Below are 22,088 nucleotides of genomic sequence, written 5' to 3'. Positions count from 1 at the left end.
TAATGCGCTCATCGGCGTGCAAGCCATCAGGGTTTACCCTTGTTGAGATTCTCGTGGTGATGGCGATCGTGGGTTTGATTGCTGCATCGGTGGTATTTACTGTGCCGAGCATGACCCGCGATGAAACCACGCCACAAACCGCCGCCGCCACACTGAAAGCCCAGCTCCAGTGGGCGCGTGAACGCGCCATGATAGAGCAACGTCCGCTCGGGTTGTTACTTAACACCGAAGGGTATGAGTTTTTAAGGTGGCAGCAAACCGAAGAAGGCTGGCGTTGGCAAGCGGTCAATGAAAAGGGCTTAGCCGCTCAGGATTACCAAGATAACCTCAGTCTCGAGTGGCGCATCGATGAACCGCCCTTTATTGCGCAAGAAAAGCAGTTAGAAAACCCCCTGTTTTCGCCGTCTGATGATAATGACGACGAAAATCAGCCGATGCCTCAGTTACTGATACTGCCGACAGGTGAGTTGACACAATTTTCGATTCAGTTTGCCGCGCCCTTTGATACCGAACCGAGCTACTGGTTAATTGCTGATAGCGCTTGGACCACTCGCATAGCAGATAGTGATGAAACGCAATAATCGTGGTTTTACATTAATCGAGGTCATGGTTGCCATCGCCATCTTTGCGATGGCGGCACTGGCGGCTGTGTCGGCTGCAAGCGGTCACCTTAATAGTTTAAGCACCATCCAACAGCGCACCTTTGCCCAGTACGTAGCGGCTAATCGGCTGACCGAGCTGAATCTAACAACCACTTGGCCGATTAAAGATAATCAGCGCGGTAGTGAACGCCAAGGCGGCGTTGAGTGGCAGTGGCGGCAACAAGTGGTTGAAACGGTCACACCCAATGTGGTGGCGGTGACTATTGAAGTCACACAGGGGGAGCAGGATTACCAATGGGCGCGACTGACCCAATATATTCGTAAACCTCAATTAGCCGATACCGACGGAGGCGATAATGCGCTCTGAACGCGGTTTCACCTTAGTTGAGATCATGGTCACCATGGTTATTTTTACCTTGATAGGGCTCGCAAGTTACACGGTGCTTGACCAAATGTCGCGTACCAAAAGCTTGTCGGAAGAATCCTCCGAACGTATCGAGCAACTGCAATTCACTTGGCTGCTTATCCAACAAGATATGCGCCAAGCGGTGCCTAAGCCGACGCGTCCCAATGGTTTAGAAGTCGCACAACAGCTGATTACCAACGACGAACGCATTATTGAATCACAAAGTGGCGTTTTAGGGTTTGTGCGCAGCGGCTACGATAACCCTGGCTTAATGTTGCCACGCAGTGAACTTCAGCCGGTGGTCTATCGCGTGCAAGATAATGTTTTACAGCGTATGACCTACCCGTATGTAAACGATCGCAGTGGTGAGCCGGTAGTGCAAGATCTGCTGGAGGGGGTAAAGTCCTTCCAAGTACGCTTTTATCGTTCGTCTCAACAGTCGCAATCGAATCAAGGCATTGAGGCCGGCTGGCGCACTAGCTGGGAAACACCGGATGACTTCCCGGCCGCCATCGAGTTAACGATTAACAGTGAAGACTACGGCGAAATTAGACGGCGCTTTTTAACCGGTGTTGAGCCTGCACAAACGGTCAAGAAAGAGGGTGACAACAATGCGTAAGCAGCAAGGTGTCGCTCTTATTACCGTGTTGTTGGTGATGGCTATCATCGCTGTCATTGCAACGAACTTGGGTACTCAATTACAACGCCAAGTGACGCGCACGGCCAGCTTTGAACAATCAGAACAAAGCTATTGGATGTGGCTAAGCGGCGAAGCCGTTCTCAAGGAAGTGCTGCAACAGGAAATCGAACGTGATGACGGCATCGTTCATGCCAATCAGAACTGGGCACAACGCGCCGGGCCGTTCCCGGTGGAAGGCGGACAGATAGCTGCGCAAGTAAAGGATTTGCGTAGTTGTTTCAACCTCAACAGTTTAGCTGGCACTGAGCAGCAAGGCCTCAGCCTTGAAAAACGCCGCAAGCAGTTTCAACAACTACTCGTGAGCCTAGAGCTTGATGCCTTCCAAGCCGAGAGTTTGGCAGGCGCACTGACCGACTGGCTCGACAGCGACAGTGAACTGTCGCAAAGTGGTGCCGAAGATCCCGATTACGAAGCGTTACCACACCCTTATCAAACCGCCAATGGGTTGTTATTTGATGTCAGTGAGCTGCGTATGATTAAAGGTTTTACGGCTGAAGTCGTGCAACGTATTAAGCCTTACGTGTGCGCTGTTCCGGGTAACGCAGAGTTACGTATTAACGTCAACACGCTCGATGAAGAGCGCGCGGTTTTGCTGGTGGCGGCGACTCAAGGTAAGCTAACCTTGGATGGTGCCAAACAATTGATCCAAGCACGTCCTGAAGCGGGCTATGAAAGCCGCGAAGAATTGCTGCAAGATAGTTTACTTACGGGGGCGCAGGACGGTGAAACCGGCTCGCTCGATGAACTCGCTGTTAGCAGTGAGTACTTTTTACTACAAGCTTATATACAATGGGGGTCGTTAGAGACCACCGCTCGCTCAGTGCTACATGTGACAGCAGGTCAAGCGCGTGTTGTGTACCGAGCCATGGGAGAAGATTGATATGCAAGAACGCTTACTCATCAGGTTACCGGCCTCCGATGCCGAGCCACGAATAAGCTGGCTGATTTGGCAGCCCTCAGGTGCCGAAGTGATTGCTAGTGGTGAGCTCAATGATCCAGCTGAACTGACGCAGCTGACCGAGCAGGCAAAGCGCTGTCAGGTGACCCTGTTGTGTCCGGGGCAAGCGATTTCGATGCGTAAAGTCACCATTCCTAACAGTGGCAAACGTCACCTCGATAAGCTAATCCCTTACGCGCTGGAAGATGAACTGGCAGATGACATTGATAGCCTGCATTTTGCTTGGGCGGAAAATGGCATTAAAGAAGGCCAGATCCCCGTCGCGGTTGTCCGTCATAGTGAAATGCAGCAGTGGCAGCAATGGTTGACCGCAGCACATCTTGAAGCCGATGAGTGGGCGGTTGACTACCTGATGCTGCCCGAACCAGAGAGCGAACAACAGTGGACAGGTGTGCAAATCGCTGACGACGTACTCATTCGTATGGGACGTTGGGATGGTTTGGCCGTAGAACAAACATTGGCGGACACCGTGGTCGGGTTAAAACAGCGTGAGTACCCACAAACCAATCAAGTGGTCGCTTATTCTGACATTGCGCTCAACGACAGAACGTTAGCGCTCGAATTTGCCAACAGTGAGCTGCCGATGGTGGCGTTTGCCAACCAGCGGGTCAGTCTTGATATTCGCGGTCAACGGTATGCACCCAAGCGAGCCAAACGAACCCTTGAAATACGTTGGCAGCCGCTGGCGTGGGCGGCAGGTATCGCTCTGGCAGTGACGCTGGCGAGTAGCTGGGTCAAAACAGCCTATTTAAATCACCAAGCAGAGCAGCTGCAACAGCAAGCAGAAGCGTTGTACAAAGAGACGTTTCCGAATCAAACACGCATCGTTAATCTACGCGCGCAGATGCGTCAGCAATTACAATCCTTAGGTATCGATGATCAAGCCATGCCATCGGCATTGGCAATGCTGGACCAGCTGGCGCCGGCGTTTTTACAACAACCACAACTGAGCCTTGAGTTGCTGCGTTATCAAGATGGCGCACTGCGGATGCAAGCAGTGGCACAAAACTTCTCACAATTCGAGGCCTTCCAGAACCAAGCACAACAACTCGGTTTTAAGGTACAACAGGGCGCACTGAATAACCGTGGTGATGGTGTTGCTGGCACCTTAACTATCGCCTATCAAGGAGGTCGTTCATGAGTCGTCTTACACCATTACTACAAAAAATCGCGCAAACGCCCGTAGTACAAAGTGCGCAACAGCGCTGGGCGCAACTTGCGGTACGTGAGCAAAACCTCGTCAAAGGGCTCGGCGCTGTTATCGTCGTTGCCATAATCTACTTTGCCATCTGGCAACCCACCTATAGCGCCCAGCAATTAGCAGAACGGCGCTTAGAGGGGCAACAGCAACAGTTACTCTGGCTGCGTGAACAAGTTGTACGCTATCAGTCATTGTCTGCAACCCAAGCACAATCCGAGGTCAGTGGGTCGTTGTCGCAGCGCGTCAACGAAGCGGCTGCCAGCAATAAGATCCAAATTGCACGGATGCAGCCGCAAAACAATGGACTCATCGTCAGTGTCGATGAAACCTCGTATCAACAAGCGATGAGCTGGTTATATGCGCTTGAACAAACCTATCAATTGCAAGTAACGACACTCGATTTAGCTCGATTAGACGAACCCGGCAAAGTACGTGTGCGACAAGTGTTGGTAACGGAGAAATCATGAAGAAGTGGTTGTGGTTAATTCCAGTCTATCTCATTGCACTGATTGCCTACATTCCCGCTGCGGTTGTGTATTGGTTGCCAATGCCAGCGGGTATTTATGTTGAGCAAGTATCGGGCACGTTATGGCAAGGCCGGATTGGTTATGCGGTGGTTAATCATACCGCTTTTCATAACGTCAGCTGGTCACTGGCACCAAGTCAGCTGATTACCGGTCAACTCGGCTTTTCTGTGACGGTACCGAGCAAAAATAATCCACTGGCCGCGCAAGCATCAGGCAGTGCGTCATTGAGTTCGATTGAATTGACTCAACTGCGTGCGACAGGTGAGTTGGCGCCGCTGATGCAACTGGTTAATTTTAATATGCCATTAAAGACAGAAGGACAATGGCGTATCGCATTAGAAAATTATGCACTGAATGATCTGTCGGGCGCCAAGTTTTGTAGTGTATTAAAAGGAAACGCGTCAGGTTCAAACATTCGCGTTCTGGTTAATCACCGCTGGGAGCCGCTGGGTGATTTTCCGCTTAGCCTAAGCTGTGCACAAGCCGGGGCAGTAGCCCTGTCGATGGCGGGAGAGAACAGTTTAGGTCTTAATTTCGAGGGTACGGTGAGCCCCAGTTCAATACGTGTGAATGGTACGGTGCAACTCAATCCCAGAACGCCCGAAGGACTGGCAAAAATGTTGAGTTATTTAGGACGACCGGACAATCAGGGACGTTATCGTTTCTCAATTTAGTGTTTGCCAACTTGCCGAGATCAAAATAAATCGTTAATCTGAACGCATCTTCAAGAAATCAGATGCTATATATATCCGTATCGTTGCCAACAAAAGGACATTTTGATGCAAGCTATAATTGATTGGATTAATAATAACCAAGACATGCTGATCGAATATTCGATCAAAGTGATTGTCGCGATTGTTATTCTGTTTGCCGCTTCAATAGTGACGCGAATCCTCGCCTCAATCATGCGCAAAGGGATGCAAAAACGTCAGGTCGACAATGCTGTTATCAGCTTTTTAACAGCCATTGTTAAATCACTGATTTTCATCGCCGCATTGATGGTCGCATTGAATCAAATCGGTGTTGAAACCACATCGTTTATTGCCATATTAGGTGCCGCGGGTCTTGCCATCGGTTTAGCATTGCAAGGTTCACTCTCGAACATCGCGTCGGGCGTATTATTAATCATGTTCCGTCCTATTCGTTCGGGTGAGTACGTCGAAGCCGCAGGGACAGCAGGTACGGTTGAAGAAATTAATATCTTCCAGACCATCTTAAAAACACCGGATCGTAAAGTAGTCTATCTGCCGAACTCACAAGTGATTGGCAGCGCTATTACTAACTACAACCGCGAACCGATCCGTCGTATCGATTTGGTGATCGGTGTCAGTTACAGCGCTAACTTGCAAAAAACCAAGAAAGTATTAATGGAGGTGCTCAAAAATGACGAGCGCATCTTGCAAGATCCAGAGCCTGTCGTGACCGTTACAGCACTCAATAGTTCGTCAGTGGACTTTAATGTGCGTCCGTGGACTAAAACCGAAGATCACTGGCCAACGCGCTGGGACTTACTCGAGAAGATTAAAGATCGGTTAGATGAAGAAGGTATTGGTATTCCGTTCCCACAAATGGATGTCCATATCAAAAAAGAAGACAAAGAATAAGATGACTAAACGGGGTCTCAGCCCCGTTTTTTTATGCTTGCTGTAAGGCTTGCTCGATATCCGCAAGGATATCATCAATGTGTTCGATACCCACACAAAGGCGTATCGCCTCAGGTGTCACACCAACCGCCGCTTGTTCTTGCTCATTGAGCTGGCGGTGAGTGGTTGAGGCAGGATGACACGCTAAACTTTTCGCATCACCAATGTTGACCAAACGTTTGAACAACGCCAATGCGTCGTAAAAGCGCACGCCCGCCTCAAAGCCACCTTTGATACCAAAGGTCAGCAGCGAAGCAGGAACACCGCCATTAATGTATTTTTGCACCCGTTGGTAATAAGCATCATCCTCAAAGCCAGCAAAACGAACCCAATCAACCTGCGGATGCTCACGCAAATACTCAGCCACTTTCAGTGCGTTTTCGCAATGACGCTCGATCCGTAGCGGGAGCGTTTCGAGCCCTTGCAGGATTAAAAACGCATTAAACGGTGAAATCGCCGCACCGGTATTGCGCAGCGCAACGGTCCTGACCCGCGCAATAAAAGCAGCAGACTCAAATGCCTCGGTATAGACAATGCCATGATACGCGGGCTCCGGCTGACTAAACTGTGGGAAGCGGTCTTTATGCTTAACCCAGTCAAAACGACCTGAGTCCACGATCAGTCCGCCCACCGAGGTCCCGTGGCCACCGATATACTTGGTTAACGAGTGCACGACAATATCGGCGCCAAAATCGATGGGTTTACAGAGCACCGGTGAAGCCACTGTGTTATCAACCACTAACGGTACGCCTTGGGCATGAGCGACCTCAGCGAGTCCTTCTAAATCCGCTACATTACCCGCGGGGTTGCCAATGGTTTCACAATAAACGGCTTTGGTGTTGTCATCAATGAGCGCAGCAACCGCTTCTGCTGTATCATTTTCAGCAAAGCGTACCTCGATGCCAAACGAGGGCAGCATGTGGCGGAACAAGGTATAGGTGCCCCCATAGAGCTGCGGCGTAGTGACAATATTATCGCCCTGACTGGCGAGCGTGATCAGCGCATACTCAATCGCAGCCATCCCCGATGCAACGGCGAGTGCTGCGATGCCATGTTCGAGCTCGGCAACGCGTTGCTCGAGTACATCATGAGTCGGATTCATAATGCGCGAATAAATATTACCCGGCACCGTCAAATCAAATAGATCGGCCCCATGCTGGGCGTTATCAAACTCAAAAGCGACCGACTGATAAATCGGCGTAGCAACCGCCTTGGTAGTTGCGTCGGTGGTATAACCATGATGAATCGCTAACGTTTCGTCTTTCATAAAATATCCTCGGTCAGGGGTGATTGAGCACCCCGTGTCGTCTCTAGTTGGGGCAAAAAATGGCGCACAACAGCGGCGTAGTCGGCTACGTTCTTAATAAAGCCGTCGTGACCAAAGGGTGTATCAATCAGGGCGAGTCCACGGCAATCAGGTAACGCCGCCTCTAACTGATGCATCAAGCGCGGGGGCGCAATAATGTCGGACTCAAAGCCAACCAGTTGCACCGGCACCGTAACGCGCGATGGGTCGATTCGGTACTCGTTTAAAATAGGCGTCAAATGGGTAAACAAGCTCTGCGCATGCTGGCCATGCCGCTTAAGTAACTTTTCACCTTGCGCCAGTAAATAGCTAAAGGCTTCATCGCCATCATTAAAGCGCTGCTCAAATTCATCTGCGCTGCGGTAAGTCAACATGGCCAGTGCCCGCGCCAACACGACGCCTTGTTGGGAACAATCGGCTTGTTGCAATAACGCTTGCTGAAATAGGCGCAGTGCCGCCGATTGCACCGATGGTTGATGGGCCGCGCCAATAACGACCAGTGCATCGGGTTTAATGAGCCCATCCTGAACCAACTGCAAACCGAGTACGCCGCCAAACGAACCACCCAACCAGGCACCTGGTTGTGTTAAACCGAGTGAACGCAATACGCTGGCATAAGCCTCAGCGTGCTGCGACAGAGTGATAGGCTCTTCTGGCGTATCAGAACCACCGACACCGCCGAGATAATCTAAACTGATCACTTGCAGCTCAGGGTGCGGCGCAAATAGCGGGTGTAACGACTGCCACCACCCATGACCGTCTAAGCGCCACAGTTGACCGCTGGCGCTGATACCGCCTTGCACAATAATCGTATGTTCGGGCTTCGCGTCACTATTGCCGAAGCAAAAGCCTTTCACCCGCCCATAGGGTGTCTGTGTATAAAAGGAGCGTCCTACCGGAAAAACCATGATGACCTCAACGCCGATTAATGGATGAGGTTAATTTAGCAATACTTACGTTTAACCGTCAAGATGTTTAGACGTCTAAATGTAGTGTGGTGGCACGTACTTCGGGTGTGCTATGATTTGCCCATGTCGATATATACCGTCACACAACTCAACAGCGATATCCGCAAGGCAATAGAGCAGGGCTTTGGGCACGTATGGTTGATGGGCGAAATCTCCAACTTTGCCGCACCAAACTCGGGTCATTGGTACCTCACCTTAAAGGATGAACGCGCCCAGATACGTTGTGCCATGTTCCGTGGTAATAATCAGCGCGCCAAAGTACGCCCGCAAAATGGCTTACAAGTATTGGTGCGTGGTCGGGTGACGGTGTACGAGCCGCGCGGCGACTACCAACTCATTGTTGAGCATATGGAAGAAGCCGGTATCGGCTTGCTACAGCAGCAGTTCGAGCAGCTCAAAGTAAAACTTGCGGCCGAGGGCTTATTTGCGCAAGAACGCAAGCGGCCACTGCCGGAACACATCCGCCGTGTTGGTGTTATCACGTCGCCGACAGGTGCAGCTATTCAAGATGTGTTAGCGGTGATGAAACGCCGCGACCCGAGCGTCGATGTCATTATTTACCCGACCGCCGTGCAAGGTGACGCCGCAATACCGCAAATAAAAAACGCATTACACACTGCGTTTCAGCGTAATGAAGTTGATGTGCTGATAGTAACCCGTGGCGGTGGCTCGTTAGAAGACCTTTGGTGTTTTAATGATGAGCAGGTTGGGCGCTTGTTACTTGATGCCCCGATGCCTGTTATCAGTGCGGTCGGCCACGAGGTTGATTTTACAATTTGTGATTTTATCGCCGACTTGCGAGCGCCGACACCCTCGGCAGCCGCCGAGCAGGTGACCCAAGATCGTAGCGCTCAAATCAACCGTTTACAGCAGTTGCAACAGCGTTTGGCGACGGGCCAAAAGCGCCGCATAGAGCGTCAACACAGTTTACTACAACAACTACAAATTCGATTGAATCAGCAGCATCCGCAACGACAGCTGCAACAACAAAGCCAGCGTTTAGATGAATTATTAGCGCGAGTGTATCGCGCCCAGCAACGAACCTTGGTTAGTCAGCAACAGCGACGTCAGCATGTTATCCAACGCTTGCAGCAGGTCCACCCGCAACGTGAATTGTCGCGCGCTCAACAAAAGCTCTCGCAGATTCAGCAACGTATACCGTTAGTGGCTGAAGCATGGCTCAAACAACAACACCAGCGCCACCGGGCGTTACTGCACGCATTAAACTTAGTGAGCCCACTGAATACTCTTGATAGAGGGTACGCTATTGTGCGAGATGAAGAGGGGCATGTGATTACGCAACCTGAGCAGACGCAAGCAGAACAAAAGCTCAGTGTTAAAGTAGCAGGTGGTGAATTTAACGTTAGAAAGTGTTCAGAATAAGTTGCTAAAATAACCATTATCGAGTAAAATCCACGCGCAACATGAATCCAGTCACGGAGTGTTGCAAATGCTGCGAATCGCCCAAGAAGCCCTTACTTTCGACGACGTCCTACTTGTCCCAGGGCACTCAAACGTATTACCGCATCAAGCGGATCTCAAAACCCAATTAACGCGTGGTATCACGCTCAATATCCCGTTGGTTTCAGCAGCGATGGATACCGTCACAGAAGCACCACTCGCTATCGCGCTGGCGCAAGAAGGCGGCCTAGGGTTCATCCACAAGAATATGACACCTGAAGATCAAGCAGCACACGTACGCAAAGTGAAAAAGTACGAGAGTGGCATGGTCAATGATCCTGTCACCGTGAACCCCGACACCACCATTGGTGAGATCAAAGCATTGACTGCCGAACACGGCTTCCAAGGCTTTCCTGTAATCGAGAAGAACGGCGACTTGGTCGGTATCGTGACCGGTCGTGATACACGTTTTGAGGACGATGATTCTAAGCCGGTAAAGGAAGTGATGAGCGATAAATCACGCCTAGTTACGGTACATGAGACCGCGCAAAGTGATGAAATCTTGCAGTTAATGCATAAGCACCGCATCGAAAAAATTCTCGTGGTCGATGATGCCTACAAATTAAAAGGCATGATCACCCTCAAAGACTTTGAAAAAGCCGAAAACAAACCGAATGCCTGTAAAGATGAACTCGGCTCGTTGCGCGTAGGTGCAGCGGTTGGTGTAGGTCCAGGTACCGAAGAGCGCATTAAGCTGTTAGTTGAAGCGGGCGTTGACGTACTGCTGATTGATACCTCGCACGGTCATTCAGAGGGTGTGCTAAAACGTGTCCAAGAAACCCGGAAAGCCTATCCGAACTTACAAATCATTGCCGGTAACGTGGCAACGGCGGCAGGTGCGAAAGCCTTGGTGGATGCCGGCGTAGACGCAGTCAAAGTCGGTATCGGTCCAGGTTCTATTTGTACGACACGCATCGTCACAGGTTGTGGTGTGCCACAAATCACTGCGATTAGCGACGCGGCAGATGCGCTGAAAGGCACTGGCGTACCCGTTATTGCAGACGGGGGGATTCGCTTCTCTGGCGATATTGCTAAAGCCTTAGTAGCAGGCGCGCACTGTGTGATGGTGGGTAGCATGTTAGCCGGTACCGAAGAGTCACCAGGCGAAGTCGAACTGTATCAAGGTCGTTACTACAAATCATACCGTGGCATGGGCAGCTTAGGCGCGATGAACCAGCGTAACGGCTCATCGGATCGCTATTTTCAAAATAGTAACGAGGCTGAGAAGCTCGTACCTGAAGGTATCGAAGGCCGGATTGCCTATAAAGGCCCTATTTCGGCGATTATTCATCAGCAGATGGGCGGCGTACGCTCAGCGATGGGCTTGACCGGCTGCGCCAACTTAGAAGAGATGCGCACCAAGCCACAGTTTGTCAAAGTCACTGCGGCTGGCATGGGTGAGTCACACGTACACGATGTGCAAATCACCAAAGAAGCGCCAAACTACCGCAGTTCTTAATACCGATTTGTGAGCCGCCGCTAAGGCGGCTCTTTTACTTTTAGTTTTATCTGTTACTGGGACCCAACAATGAGCAGAGATATCCACGACCACCGAATTTTAATTTTAGACTTCGGTTCTCAATATACCCAACTAATTGCGCGCCGTATCCGTGAAATTGGCGTTTACTGTGAGCTGTGGGCATGGGATGTCGACGAGCAAGACATTAAAGACTTCGACCCTAAAGGCATCATCCTTTCAGGTGGACCAGAAAGCGTCACCGAAGCCGGTTCTCCTCGCGCGCCAGACTATGTATTTAAGGCGGGCGTCCCTGTCTTGGGCGTGTGCTATGGCATGCAAACCATGGCGCATCAATTGGGTGGTTCAGTGCAAGGCTCACTCGAACGTGAATTTGGCTATGCCCAAATCGAGCTCGTAACAGAAAGCCCTTTATTTGAAGCGATCGAAGATGCGGTCAGCGAAGACGGCAAGCCATTGTTGGACGTGTGGATGAGCCACGGCGATAAAGTCGAAGCCATTCCTGAGGGTTTCCACACCGTTGCCACCACCTCGTACTGCCCATATGCGGCCATGGCCGATGAATCACGTCGTTTTTATGGTGTCCAGTTCCACCCAGAGGTCACCCACACGCGTCAGGGCATGCGCATGCTCGAGCATTTTGTCAGCGGTATCTGTGGTTGCGAAAAACAATGGACGCCCGCACAGATTATCGAAGACGCGATCGAGCGTATTCGTGAGCAAGTCGGTAGCGATAAAGTGATTTTGGGCTTAAGCGGTGGCGTCGATTCATCGGTAACAGCGATGTTGTTACACCGTGCAATTGGCTCACAGCTCACCTGCGTGTTTGTTGATAATGGCTTATTGCGTTTAAATGAAGCCGATCAAGTCATGGAAATGTTTGGTGACCACTTTGGGTTAAACATTATCCCCGTCGCAGCGGAGCAACGCTTCCTAGACGCGCTGAAAGGCGAAGCGGATCCAGAGAAGAAACGCAAAATTATCGGTAATACCTTTATTGAGATCTTCGACGAGCAAGCGTCTCAGTTGACCGAAGTCGACTGGCTGGCGCAAGGCACCATCTACCCCGATGTCATTGAGTCAGCAGGTTCAAAAACCGGTAAAGCACACGTCATTAAATCGCATCACAACGTAGGTGGCTTGCCCGAGGATATGAAACTCGGTTTAGTTGAACCATTGCGCGAGCTGTTTAAAGACGAAGTACGGAAAATTGGTCTAGAACTCGGTCTGCCTTATAACATGCTTTATCGTCATCCGTTCCCAGGGCCGGGTCTGGGTGTGCGCGTATTGGGCGAGATTAAGAAAGAGTACTGTGACTTATTGCGCCGCGCCGATGCGATCTTTATTGATGAGTTGCACAAAGCCGATTGGTATCACAAAGTAAGCCAAGCATTTGCGGTGTTCTTACCCGTACGCTCGGTCGGTGTTATGGGCGATCAGCGCAAGTATGATTGGGTTGTTTCACTGCGCGCAGTCGAAACTATCGATTTCATGACCGCACGTTGGGCACATTTACCGTACGAATTATTGGAAAAAGTGTCGAATCGTATCATTAACGAAGTCGACGGTATTTCGCGAGTCACCTACGATATTTCGGGCAAACCGCCTGCCACCATAGAGTGGGAATAACACAGTCATCGAAGCCCGCGACTCGCGGGCTTTTTTATGCCATTGCCGAACTAACAAAAAGTCGGCATAGTAGCGCTTATTCGTAGTTACTTGTTAAGCGGTATAAGATGGATCGAAACCGTTCGTTAAGTCAGAGTCTTTGGCAGGCATTTAGGCGCTATGCGCTGCTACCCATGATTATGGTGGAGCTGGCGCTGATAACTATTTATGTAGTGACCAATCAATGGGTAACACAGCAAACCAAACAAGAACTCGTCGAAACGGCTTTATCTGAATCAACGCAAATAGCCAAACGCCAAGCAACGGTCGTGGATGCTCAATTGGCCTCTGTACAGGACCAACTGGCTCTTTATCGTGAATCGATAGCTGCGGTGCTTGATGACCCACGGATCACATGGCAAGGGCATGAAGCGTGGACGCAGGGAGCGAACGGACAGTCCTTTACGCAGGAGGCACTGGGCAAAGATGGGATTGCTGCCTTCTATTCATCGCTGACACCATTGCCTCAACAGAATCTCGACCGTATCGAACAATTACATCTACTAACTCCAGTGATGCGGCAAATGGTCGCTGAAGACAGTTGGGTACAGCAGGTCTACTTTAATACACACGATAGCCTTAACGTTATTTATCCGTTTATCGATGTTGGTTCACAATACGCGGCCGACGTAAACATTCCTAAGTTTAATTTTTTCTATCTCGCTGATAAAAAACACAATCCCGAACGCAAGCCTGTTTGGACACCCGTTTACCTCGATCCTGCGGGACAAGGTTGGATGTTATCGGTGATTGCACCGGTCTATAAGGATGATTCTTTGGTAGGAGTCGCGGGCGCCGATGTCACCATCGAAAAGCTCGTTAACTATCTAACTCACACGCGCGTGCCGTGGGACGGCTTTGTGGTACTCGCCAGTCAGTCGGGGAAGATTCTTGCCTTATCGGAACGAGCGCAACAGCGCCTTGATATTACTGTGCCTAAAAGCGTTGCAGTAAAACACGCAAAGCAAGATGAAATCGGTTACCAAAGTGCCGCTTTGTCAGATATTAAAGGCGCTGAACATCTTTTGTCGCTTTGGCAACATGATCATGACAGCTTAGAAGCTATTGCGTTGGGTGGGATGTCTTATATTGCCGCCTGGCACCCTGTCGCAGAAACGGATTGGCAGGTTTTGGTATTAGTGGAAGAGGAAAAGCTACTTGCACGTACCAATAGCATTTACCGGCAAACTGAATTGCTCAGTCTGATCCTGCTTGCAGGACTCGTGATTTTCTACTTACTGTATTTTCAATTTGTAAAAAGTCGCACATATCGCTTCAGCCAGCGATTAAACCGTAATCTGAAAAAGTTATCCGATGCGTTGGCACAAACCGGTCGACAGGAATTCGAACTTACGATTCCCGATCTCGAAGCGCCGGAACTGAATCGGCTCGCTTTACAAATTACGCAAGTCGCTGAGCAATTACGCAGCAACCTATTTAGTTTGCGAAAGAATGAAGCGCGATTAAGATTTGCGCTAGAAAGCAGCGGTGAGTCGCTTATTACACAATCAATAGAACACAATCGAGTCGAAGTCACTGATAACTTCGAAGAGATATCTCAGCGTCCAGAACGAGTGTTTAACCTTGATGAGTATTCGAGCTGGATTCATCCCGACGACCGTGAAAAGGTCAAGGCATTACGACTGCATGCTCAGCGTACTAAACGACCATTGAGCGCTGACTACCGATTGCAACGAAAGGACGGTAGCTACGTGTGGGTGCAAAGTCGCGGCCAGGTACTCGAAGACGAAGCATCGGGACAAGCGCTGATTATCGGCACCCTGACCGATATTAGTGAGCGTAAGGCAATCGAGCAAAACCTCAGGGCTGCCAAGGATGCTGCTAATGAGGCAAACCGTGCTAAATCAAAGTTGTTGTCGTCGATTACGCATGAAATAAAAACACCATTGACGACCATACTGGGTATTGCAGATATTTTGCGCTTCAAGTTAGCGGATGTCGGGCAGAGAGATTCAATCAGACGTTTAATCAGTGCAGCGGAGCATTTAAATCATTTGGTTGATGATATATTAACGCTGTCGAAGCTAGAGTCTAAGTCACTTACAGTAACGATTGAGCAGGTCGTTCCACAATTTTTGATTGCTGAGACGATCGACTGGTTTAGCGAAACGCTAGAAACGTCAAAAATACAGGTTCAATGCGAGCTATTGCCAAACGCTATTGAACTGAAAGCCGATCCGATACGTTTTAAACAAGTACTCACTAACCTGTTGTCTAATGCGATTAAGTACAGTCCTAAACATTCGAAAGTAAAAGTGATTGAAGCCCAAACAGAAGAGGTGTACACAATAACGGTTAAGGACGAAGGTTGGGGGATTCCGCCGTTATATCGCGCTCGTTTATTTGAAGCATTTAATCGGTTTGGACGTGAACAAACGTCGGTGGAGGGAACTGGAGTCGGTTTGGCCATTTGTCGTGAGTTGATGCGCCTGATGGGAGGCGAGGTCAGTTATCAACCTCTAGAACAGGGAAGTGCGTTTACTATATCGTTTCCCATGAGGTGATTAGAAATGAAACGTTTAAAGCGTGCACTGGTTATCGATGATAACACCACGAATTTAATGGTGCTAAAAGAGCTCATTGAAATGATCGGTGTGCCACAAGTTATCGCAGAAACGAATCCTGTTTATGCATTGAATATTTTAAAAAAGACGCCCGTTGATTGCGTGTTAATCGATCAGAATATGCCACAGATGTCCGGACTCGAGCTATACAGCGAACTCAAACAGGTGATGCCTAGTATCCCCGCCACCTTCATGGTGAGTGCTATCGATGACTCCGAATTAAGAGAAAAAGCCCGCGCAATAGGAATGGTGGGCTTTATCAGCAAGCCGTTTAGGTATGAAATTATCGAGCGCATGTTGCGCGACTTGGATGAGCGTTTGTAGGCCAAGCCGTTGTGCTTGGCCTATGCCTCGATCACTCAGGTAGCTCGATATCGAGCCACACGAGACGGTGGTCAGAAGAAGCATCCCGTTTTTTCATCAATTCATAACCTGGTTCACCCTGAACCGGCCAAAAAATCCCCGCGTCTTTCACAATTAAGTCGTTAGAAGGCAGTACATAGTCTACCCGTTTACGCCACGCGGCGGTGTGATATTTAGATCCCTCAATATCCGGTGAGTGATTTGCGCCGCCCTCACTCATTGGCATCACATCGTTGACACGCGGATGTTCTAATAACTGAGTCATAGCACCATCCACGCCGCTCGCACCGGCTTGCGCGTTGAGATCGCCCAGTACTACAAAAGAGCCATTGGTAGCGATACCACCACGCTGACCTTTGTCATCGTAAATGTAGTTATCAGCGCCAGGGGTCAGATAGTCACGCACGAAACGAATTTCGTCGTAGTTCTTCATGCCATTGCGGTTCTCTGGACCGTCAAACGCTGGCGGGGTTGGATGCTGAGCTAAAACATGTACAACTTTACCACCTATTTGAACCGGGACATCCCAATGAGACTTTGAGCTCAGCGGGTATTGCGCCATAGCCTCATCGCTGTACCATGGCTCATTCGTTGGCTTGCCTTCTTCATCGTGTACATAAGGGACATGGTGACCCGGCATGTCTTTCCACAAAAAGTGTTGGAAAGTGCGAATTTGTTCTCTCAGTATCGGGTACTTTGATAAGATCACCATACCGTACTGCCCTGGATACCAACCAAAGCCCCAAGCATCATTGCCCCGGCCGGTGGCTTTGCCATCCCGGTTGAGGTCAAACGCAGAAGGGGAACCGGTATTGACAGGTGCGGTGTAAACATAAGGGTACGAAATAGGTTTAAGACTATTTTGCGATTCCCCTAAATAACTGTTTAAAAATACGTCAACCCCTTGTTCTTGGGGGACGTAGTCAAACTCGTTGAGAAGAATAATATCCGGCCGAACGCGCTGGATAATCTCTGCGATGCCACGAATTTGGGCATTGTTTTCCTGCAAAACTCGCGGTAACACCGATGCATGAGTGTTGGGAAGTTCTGAGTTTGGAAGGTGGTTGCTGGAGTCCATACTGACGTTGAAAGTCGCGATACGTACGGAGTCTTGCGCTAAAGAGAAGTTTGAATAAGTCATTATTAAAAGCAACGAGAATACAAAGATACTACGCATAGAATTCATCTGAAACCCTGCAAAATGGAACGATACGACAACACGGAAGAATAAAGGTTCCCTAAACACTAGGCAAGCGCATAAAAAATGAGAGTGTAAAAATATCTGTGTAAATGGCATTCTTAGCAATATCGAAGAAGGATATCAGAATGCCAATATCAGACAAACTCATCGATCAGCTGCTTGATGGCTGTGACTCACCCGACGACATTTTAGGTGAAGCTGGGCTGCTCAAGCAGCTTACCAAAAAAGTCGCTGAACGCGCTTTAGAAGCCGAGATGCAAGCCCATTTAGGCTACGCCCCAAATGATGCGGCCGGCAATAACAGCGGTAACTCCCGCAACGGTAAAACCAAGAAGGCTGTTCGTAGCACCAACGGTGACGTCGAGCTGGATATTCCCCGTGATCGCAACGGTAGCTTTGAGCCTAAACTGGTTCGCAAAGGTGAACGCCAGCTTAACGGATTCGATGAGCGCATCGTCGCGCTCTATGCCAGAGGCATGACTACCCGGGATATCCAGGCTTACCTTGAAGAAGCCTACGGTGTTGAAGTATCTCCCACATTCATATCTCAGGTTACAAACGAGGTGATGGACGAAGTAAAGGCCTGGCAACATCGACCACTGGCAAAGCTTTACCCGGTCGTTTACCTTGATTGCCTGGTGGTTCGCAGCCGTGACTCTGGCGTTGTTCAAAATAAGTCAGTCTACCTGGCGCTTGGTATTAACACCGACGGTGAAAAAGAGCTCCTTGGCCTGTGGATGGCGCAAACCGAAGGCGCTAAATTCTGGTTATCTGTGATGAACGAGCTTAAAAATCGCGGCGTCGATGATATCTTTATCGCCTGCTGCGATGGCTTGAAGGGCTTCCCCGAAGCCATTGAAGCGGTTTACCCGAAGACTCAGGTACAGCTGTGCATCGTGCATCAAATTCGCCACTCTATGCGTTACGTAAACTGGAAGCAACGCAAGATCATCGCAGCTGACTTAAAGCTAATTTATGGTGCTGCCACCCGCGCTGCAGCAGAGCAGGCGCTGGAAGAGTTCGCTGAAAAGTGGGATGAAGAGCATCCGACCATAAGCCGCTCATGGCGGGCAAACTGGGAACGCTTAAGCGTATTCTTCGAATACCCGGCGGAGATACGTAAGGCTATCTACACCACTAACGCCATCGAATCGCTGAACGCGTCATTGCGTAAAATTACCAAGACTCGCCGGTCGTTCCCGAATGATGAGGCCATCATGAAGGTATTGTACTTAGCCTTGCATCAGGCATCGAAAAAGTGGACGATGCCCATACGCAACTGGAAACCGGCCATGGCGCAATTCGAGATCATGTATCAGGATCGGATTTAACAGTGCAAACAGCCATTTACACAAAATTTTTTACAGTCTCATAAAAATTGATTAAAATATGTCACATATCTGACACGAAAATGTCGCAGAAGCTTAATGAATTTAAATGTTCTTCACAAACAGCCCGTTTTAAGCCGCTGCCGTGAAATTTTTCACGCAGTCAGCTTTCCCGTCTTAAACCGACGGTTATACCGTGGTTCATTAAGCGTTGCTAACTCGTTTTTATGTAAAGTAGAACGTCCAGCATCCCATCTCAGTTTTTTCTGCACACCCCTCAGTGTCATCAAGTTGTCATATTCCAGCGTTATAAATGCGCACTCAAAATTTAGCTCATTTGCTAGTGAGCTTGCTGTACCAAAACCATTAGTACGTTTAATTACAACCTCAGGGATAACTCAATGAAATTCAACTCCAAGGTGAGTCGTATTTCTGCTGCCATCGCGTTAGCAGTAGGAATGTCGACGAGTGTCATGGCTCAAGAGACCTCATCGTCAATGCGCGGTGTGATCACAGGCCCACAAGGAAACCCAGTAGCGAACACTAAAGTTATCGTTACCCATGAACCGACAGGGACTGTGAACGAGTTTGTCACTAGCGCTGACGGTACCTTTACTGCGAAAGGTCTGCGTGTAGGTGGTCCTTACACAGTCGTTATCGATTCAGACAAATACCAAGACGCAGAGCTTGATAATCTTTATCTTGCTTTGGGTGATACCTTACGTGTGACAAGCCAACTGAAAAATAACGACATGGAGCGTATTTCAGTATCTGGCTCAGTTATCATGACCGAAAGCGGTGGCGCGAGCAGTAACTTCGGTGAAGAAACCATCGATAACATGCCAAGCCTAAGCCGTGACCTTAAAGACATCGCGCGTATCAACCCATTGGTTTCTATCCGTGGTAATGGCGAAATGTCGATTGCAGGTGGTAACCCACGCTCAAACAGCATTACTGTTGACGGTATCGGCCAGAACGATGACTTCGGTCTAAACTATGGCGGTTACCCAACGGAGCAGCCACCGGTTTCATTGAGCTCAATCGAACAAATCTCAGTTGACGTGGCACCTTTCTCAAGTAAGAAAGGCGATTTCTCTGGCGGTACAATTAACGCAGTCACTAAATCAGGTACTAACGAGTTTGAAGGCGAATTCTTCTACGAATACTCTTCACCTGACATGAAAGGCGATTCAAAGCGCTTAAACCGTATTACCGGTTCTTCTGGTAATGACCAAGGTTTCCGTGAATACGAAACCGTTGACGTTGAGCCGATTCAAAAGACTTCAACCTTTGGTATGGCGCTGAGCGGCCCGATCATCGAAGACACTTTGTTCTTCTTCACCAACTATGAAGAGTGGAACAGTAAACTCGATTATCAATACGGCTTCCAGGGTAGCGGGGCGAGCAACGAATTCTACACGACACGTGAGAACTTCGAAGAGTTCCTAAGTATTTTGGAAAACACTTACGGCGTCCAAGATTCACTGCCAGGCGCGCCAGAAGATAAAGACCGTAAATGGTTAACTAAGTTAAGCTGGAACGTAAACCAAGATCACCGTCTTGATTTAACCTATCAGTGGCAAGATAACTCAGACATGCGTGGTCACTCAAGTGGCGGTAACACTGTCGTACTTAACTCACGTATTTATGATTATCACACGCGCATGAGCAACATCAGCGCACGTCTATACAGTGACTGGTCAGCAAACTTCATCACCGAAATGGGTATCACCTATAAAGATGTTGTGTCTGATTCAATCACCAACGCTGACTTTGGCGCAGTAAAAGTTGAAGAATTCTTCCGCGGTCCTGCGTACGAATTCGGTGCTGACCAATATCGTCACGCGAACAAAGTTGAGAACCAGAACCTGACTTTCAACTTTGATGCGACCTACCTATTAGGTGAGCATGAGCTTGCTTTCGGTGCTGAGTATGAGCGTCTGCGCTTATACAACAAGTTTGTTCCTGAGAGTTTAGGTGCATGGGAATTCGATAGCTTTGATGGATTCCAAAACCGTGAAATCGGTAACTACAACGGTACTTATGACTTCTCGTACCAGAACGCTTATACCGGTAATCCAGAAGACGCTGCGTATGACGCAGTACGTTACACTACAGCGCTGTATGTAGAAGATACTTTCTACCCAACAACTGACCTCGAGTTGACAGCCGGTGTTCGTTACGAGCGTTTGTCATCAGATGACAAGCCAACCTTGAACCAAAACTTTGTTGATACCTACGGTTTCAGTAACCAAGAAAACCTAGACGGTATGGACATCGTATTGCCACGCGTGAGCTTCAAGTACTACTTGAACGACGACGTTACTTTACGTGGTGGTTTAGGTCGTTTCTACGGAGGTGTGCCTAACGTTTGGTACAGTAACCCGTTCACTAAAGACGGTATCACGCTGGTAGCGGCAAACAGCGATTTCATCAACGATTACTTCGCTAACAGCTCAGATCCTGCGGACTTCACACAAGTACCACAAGCGATCCAAGACTCACTGCAGCAAGGCGCAGGTAGCACCAACTACATCGACCCTAACTTTGAATTGCCAAGCGACTGGCGCGCACAGTTAGCAGCTGACTACAGCTTCGATATCCCAATGGTGGGTGACGACTTCCGTGCGACAACATCATTGCTATACATTCGTAAGCAAGATGAAGCCGTATGGTTAAATACAGCGCTTGAACCAACAGGAACCGCGGCTGACGGCGAACGCATCATTTACGATACGATCTACAGCGGTAACCGCTCGGATAATTTCGATATCATGATGACTAACGCTGAAGATCATGGCCGTAGCTACATCTTTACTCAGTCATTGGCGAAGCAGTGGGATAATGGTCTCAACGTGACCATGAGCTATACGCACCAAGACGTCGAAGAGGTTTCTCCAGGATCTTCTTCACAGGCTCAGAGTAACTACCAGCATTATGTAGCTAAATCGCGTAACCAACCGTTCTCGGCTCGTGGCGACTATGAAATTGAGCACAGCTTCAAAGTTACCGTGGGTTACGAAAAAGAATTCTTTGATGGTTACAAAACTAACATCAACTTGTTCTACGAGCGTCGCTCAGGTCGTCCATTTAGCTACACCATGAGCATGTATCAAGATGGCGATTTCGGTGATACGCGCGACTTCTACACGCAGTCAGCTTATCTTGCTTACATCCCTTCTGGTGCAGACGATCCAAATGTCGACTGGGACAACTCAGTCTCTTGGGATGAGTTGAGTGCAGTGCTTGACCGTGCTGGTATCGCTCCAGGCGGATACATCATGGATCGCAACAGCGGTACTCAACCATGGGTCACCAATTTGGACTTAAGCATTAAGCAGCAAATCCCAGGTTTTGCTGAAGGTCATCGTGGTACCTTGTACTTCACCATCGATAACCTTGCAAACCTATTGAATAGTGACTGGGGTGTTGAGAAACGCTTAGGCTATCCACAAGTCGATCTTTATGATTTCGGTGGCTTGTCTGATGATGGTAAATATCAAATCGAACGCTTGTTCAACGGCTATGCTCCGCAGAACTACGACGAATATGATATTGGCGCATCATCATGGTCTGTCAAACTCGGCGTACGCTACGAGTTCTAAGGCTCAGAGCCCCTCAATTTTGTTGAGGGGCTTTTTTTTGATCATGTCACAGAACTGACACGATCACGGATTACACTTCACGGACTGAA

Annotated in this window: 18 protein-coding genes; 15 read left to right on the top strand and 3 right to left on the bottom strand. The window is 49.1% G+C overall.

Going from position 1 to position 22,088, the window contains the following annotated elements; all coding sequences use genetic code 11:
- Nucleotides 1–2: 2 nt before the first annotated feature.
- The 8 genes from gspH (at nt 3) to AC3AP5_RS09475 (ending at nt 5,998) form a co-directional block, all read left to right on the top strand.
- Nucleotides 3–581 (top strand): type II secretion system minor pseudopilin GspH, encoded by a 579-nt coding sequence (gspH, locus tag AC3AP5_RS09510; protein WP_487326616.1) that lies wholly within the window; start codon nt 3–5, stop codon nt 579–581.
- Nucleotides 568–969, top strand: a complete 402-nt coding sequence (gene gspI / locus AC3AP5_RS09505; RefSeq protein ID WP_006956920.1) for a type II secretion system minor pseudopilin GspI — start codon at nt 568–570, stop codon at nt 967–969. The genes gspH and gspI overlap by 14 nt, the downstream gene beginning before the upstream one ends.
- The gene (gene gspJ / locus AC3AP5_RS09500; protein WP_006956919.1) at nt 959–1,627 is read left to right on the top strand and encodes a type II secretion system minor pseudopilin GspJ; all 669 of its coding nucleotides are present in this window, start codon (nt 959–961) and stop codon (nt 1,625–1,627) included. Before gspI ends, gspJ begins: the two co-directional genes overlap by 11 nt.
- Nucleotides 1,620–2,588, top strand: coding sequence for a type II secretion system minor pseudopilin GspK (gene gspK / locus AC3AP5_RS09495; protein WP_487326615.1), 969 nt, complete (start codon nt 1,620–1,622; stop codon nt 2,586–2,588). The genes gspJ and gspK overlap by 8 nt, the downstream gene beginning before the upstream one ends.
- A 1-nt stretch (nt 2,589) precedes the next feature.
- Nucleotides 2,590–3,807, top strand: a complete 1,218-nt coding sequence (gene gspL / locus AC3AP5_RS09490; RefSeq protein WP_487326614.1) for a type II secretion system protein GspL — start codon at nt 2,590–2,592, stop codon at nt 3,805–3,807.
- Nucleotides 3,804–4,334 carry a type II secretion system protein M gene (locus AC3AP5_RS09485; protein WP_487326613.1) on the top strand — a complete coding sequence of 177 codons (531 nt, stop codon included), beginning with the start codon at nt 3,804–3,806 and terminating at the stop codon, nt 4,332–4,334. The genes gspL and AC3AP5_RS09485 overlap by 4 nt, the downstream gene beginning before the upstream one ends.
- Entirely contained in the window at nt 4,331–5,068 is a 738-nt protein-coding gene (gene gspN / locus AC3AP5_RS09480; RefSeq protein ID WP_487326612.1) for a type II secretion system protein N, read from the top strand. Before AC3AP5_RS09485 ends, gspN begins: the two co-directional genes overlap by 4 nt.
- Before the next feature lie 105 nt (nt 5,069–5,173).
- Nucleotides 5,174–5,998, top strand: a complete 825-nt coding sequence (locus AC3AP5_RS09475; RefSeq protein ID WP_006956914.1) for a mechanosensitive ion channel family protein — start codon at nt 5,174–5,176, stop codon at nt 5,996–5,998.
- Nucleotides 5,999–6,029: 31 nt separating this feature from the next.
- On the opposite strand, the gene AC3AP5_RS09470 is transcribed toward AC3AP5_RS09475, so the two are convergent.
- Both AC3AP5_RS09470 and AC3AP5_RS09465 read right to left on the bottom strand, forming a co-directional pair.
- The gene (locus tag AC3AP5_RS09470; protein ID WP_272977376.1) at nt 6,030–7,304 is read right to left on the bottom strand and encodes an O-acetylhomoserine aminocarboxypropyltransferase/cysteine synthase family protein; all 1,275 of its coding nucleotides are present in this window, start codon (nt 7,302–7,304) and stop codon (nt 6,030–6,032) included.
- On the bottom strand, nt 7,301–8,251 hold the full coding sequence (locus AC3AP5_RS09465; protein WP_487326611.1) for an alpha/beta fold hydrolase: 951 nt from the start codon (nt 8,249–8,251) through the stop codon (nt 7,301–7,303). Before AC3AP5_RS09465 ends, AC3AP5_RS09470 begins: the two co-directional genes overlap by 4 nt.
- Before the next feature lie 123 nt (nt 8,252–8,374).
- On the opposite strand from AC3AP5_RS09465, the gene xseA reads away from it, so the two are divergent.
- From xseA to AC3AP5_RS09440, 5 genes are all read left to right on the top strand, one after another.
- On the top strand, nt 8,375–9,694 hold the full coding sequence (xseA, locus tag AC3AP5_RS09460; RefSeq protein WP_487326610.1) for an exodeoxyribonuclease VII large subunit: 1,320 nt from the start codon (nt 8,375–8,377) through the stop codon (nt 9,692–9,694).
- Nucleotides 9,695–9,761: 67 nt separating this feature from the next.
- The gene (gene guaB / locus AC3AP5_RS09455) at nt 9,762–11,231 is read left to right on the top strand and encodes an IMP dehydrogenase (RefSeq protein ID WP_006956910.1); all 1,470 of its coding nucleotides are present in this window, start codon (nt 9,762–9,764) and stop codon (nt 11,229–11,231) included.
- 69 nt (nt 11,232–11,300) lie between these two features.
- Nucleotides 11,301–12,878 (top strand): glutamine-hydrolyzing GMP synthase, encoded by a 1,578-nt coding sequence (gene guaA, locus AC3AP5_RS09450; protein ID WP_272977373.1) that lies wholly within the window; start codon nt 11,301–11,303, stop codon nt 12,876–12,878.
- A 107-nt stretch (nt 12,879–12,985) separates the two neighbouring features.
- Nucleotides 12,986–15,442, top strand: a complete 2,457-nt coding sequence (locus AC3AP5_RS09445) for an ATP-binding protein (protein WP_006956908.1) — start codon at nt 12,986–12,988, stop codon at nt 15,440–15,442.
- 6 nt (nt 15,443–15,448) lie between these two features.
- Complete coding sequence (locus tag AC3AP5_RS09440) at nt 15,449–15,826, top strand: response regulator (RefSeq protein ID WP_006956907.1); 378 nt, start codon at nt 15,449–15,451, stop codon at nt 15,824–15,826.
- Nucleotides 15,827–15,857: 31 nt separating this feature from the next.
- Here AC3AP5_RS09440 and AC3AP5_RS09435 read toward each other — a convergent pair whose 3' ends face one another.
- Nucleotides 15,858–17,051, bottom strand: a complete 1,194-nt coding sequence (locus AC3AP5_RS09435; protein ID WP_416361480.1) for an endonuclease/exonuclease/phosphatase family protein — start codon at nt 17,049–17,051, stop codon at nt 15,858–15,860.
- Between the two features lie 140 nt (nt 17,052–17,191).
- On the opposite strand from AC3AP5_RS09435, the gene AC3AP5_RS09430 reads away from it, so the two are divergent.
- Complete coding sequence (locus AC3AP5_RS09430; protein WP_487326572.1) at nt 17,192–18,397, top strand: IS256 family transposase; 1,206 nt, start codon at nt 17,192–17,194, stop codon at nt 18,395–18,397.
- 398 nt (nt 18,398–18,795) lie between these two features.
- Nucleotides 18,796–21,999, top strand: coding sequence for a TonB-dependent receptor (locus AC3AP5_RS09425; protein ID WP_272977371.1), 3,204 nt, complete (start codon nt 18,796–18,798; stop codon nt 21,997–21,999).
- The last annotated feature ends 89 nt before the right edge of the window (nt 22,000–22,088 follow it).

It is taken from the genome of Idiomarina sp. D18 (assembly GCF_057748155.1).
The sequence above is the reverse complement of the archived record's forward strand: the minus strand, read 5'-3'. Positions and strand labels throughout refer to the sequence as shown.

Coding starts and splice junctions, on each gene's coding strand:
- gspH (WP_487326616.1), top strand. CDS start 3: ATGCGCTCATCGGCGTGCAAGCCATCAGGGTTTACCCTTGTTGAGATT.
- gspI (WP_006956920.1), top strand. CDS start 568: ATGAAACGCAATAATCGTGGTTTTACATTAATCGAGGTCATGGTTGCC.
- gspJ (WP_006956919.1), top strand. CDS start 959: ATGCGCTCTGAACGCGGTTTCACCTTAGTTGAGATCATGGTCACCATG.
- gspK (WP_487326615.1), top strand. CDS start 1,620: ATGCGTAAGCAGCAAGGTGTCGCTCTTATTACCGTGTTGTTGGTGATG.
- gspL (WP_487326614.1), top strand. CDS start 2,590: ATGCAAGAACGCTTACTCATCAGGTTACCGGCCTCCGATGCCGAGCCA.
- AC3AP5_RS09485 (WP_487326613.1), top strand. CDS start 3,804: ATGAGTCGTCTTACACCATTACTACAAAAAATCGCGCAAACGCCCGTA.
- gspN (WP_487326612.1), top strand. CDS start 4,331: ATGAAGAAGTGGTTGTGGTTAATTCCAGTCTATCTCATTGCACTGATT.
- AC3AP5_RS09475 (WP_006956914.1), top strand. CDS start 5,174: ATGCAAGCTATAATTGATTGGATTAATAATAACCAAGACATGCTGATC.
- AC3AP5_RS09470 (WP_272977376.1), bottom strand. CDS start 7,304: ATGAAAGACGAAACGTTAGCGATTCATCATGGTTATACCACCGACGCA.
- AC3AP5_RS09465 (WP_487326611.1), bottom strand. CDS start 8,251: ATGGTTTTTCCGGTAGGACGCTCCTTTTATACACAGACACCCTATGGG.
- xseA (WP_487326610.1), top strand. CDS start 8,375: ATGTCGATATATACCGTCACACAACTCAACAGCGATATCCGCAAGGCA.
- guaB (WP_006956910.1), top strand. CDS start 9,762: ATGCTGCGAATCGCCCAAGAAGCCCTTACTTTCGACGACGTCCTACTT.
- guaA (WP_272977373.1), top strand. CDS start 11,301: ATGAGCAGAGATATCCACGACCACCGAATTTTAATTTTAGACTTCGGT.
- AC3AP5_RS09445 (WP_006956908.1), top strand. CDS start 12,986: ATGGATCGAAACCGTTCGTTAAGTCAGAGTCTTTGGCAGGCATTTAGG.
- AC3AP5_RS09440 (WP_006956907.1), top strand. CDS start 15,449: ATGAAACGTTTAAAGCGTGCACTGGTTATCGATGATAACACCACGAAT.
- AC3AP5_RS09435 (WP_416361480.1), bottom strand. CDS start 17,051: ATGAATTCTATGCGTAGTATCTTTGTATTCTCGTTGCTTTTAATAATG.
- AC3AP5_RS09430 (WP_487326572.1), top strand. CDS start 17,192: ATGCCAATATCAGACAAACTCATCGATCAGCTGCTTGATGGCTGTGAC.
- AC3AP5_RS09425 (WP_272977371.1), top strand. CDS start 18,796: ATGAAATTCAACTCCAAGGTGAGTCGTATTTCTGCTGCCATCGCGTTA.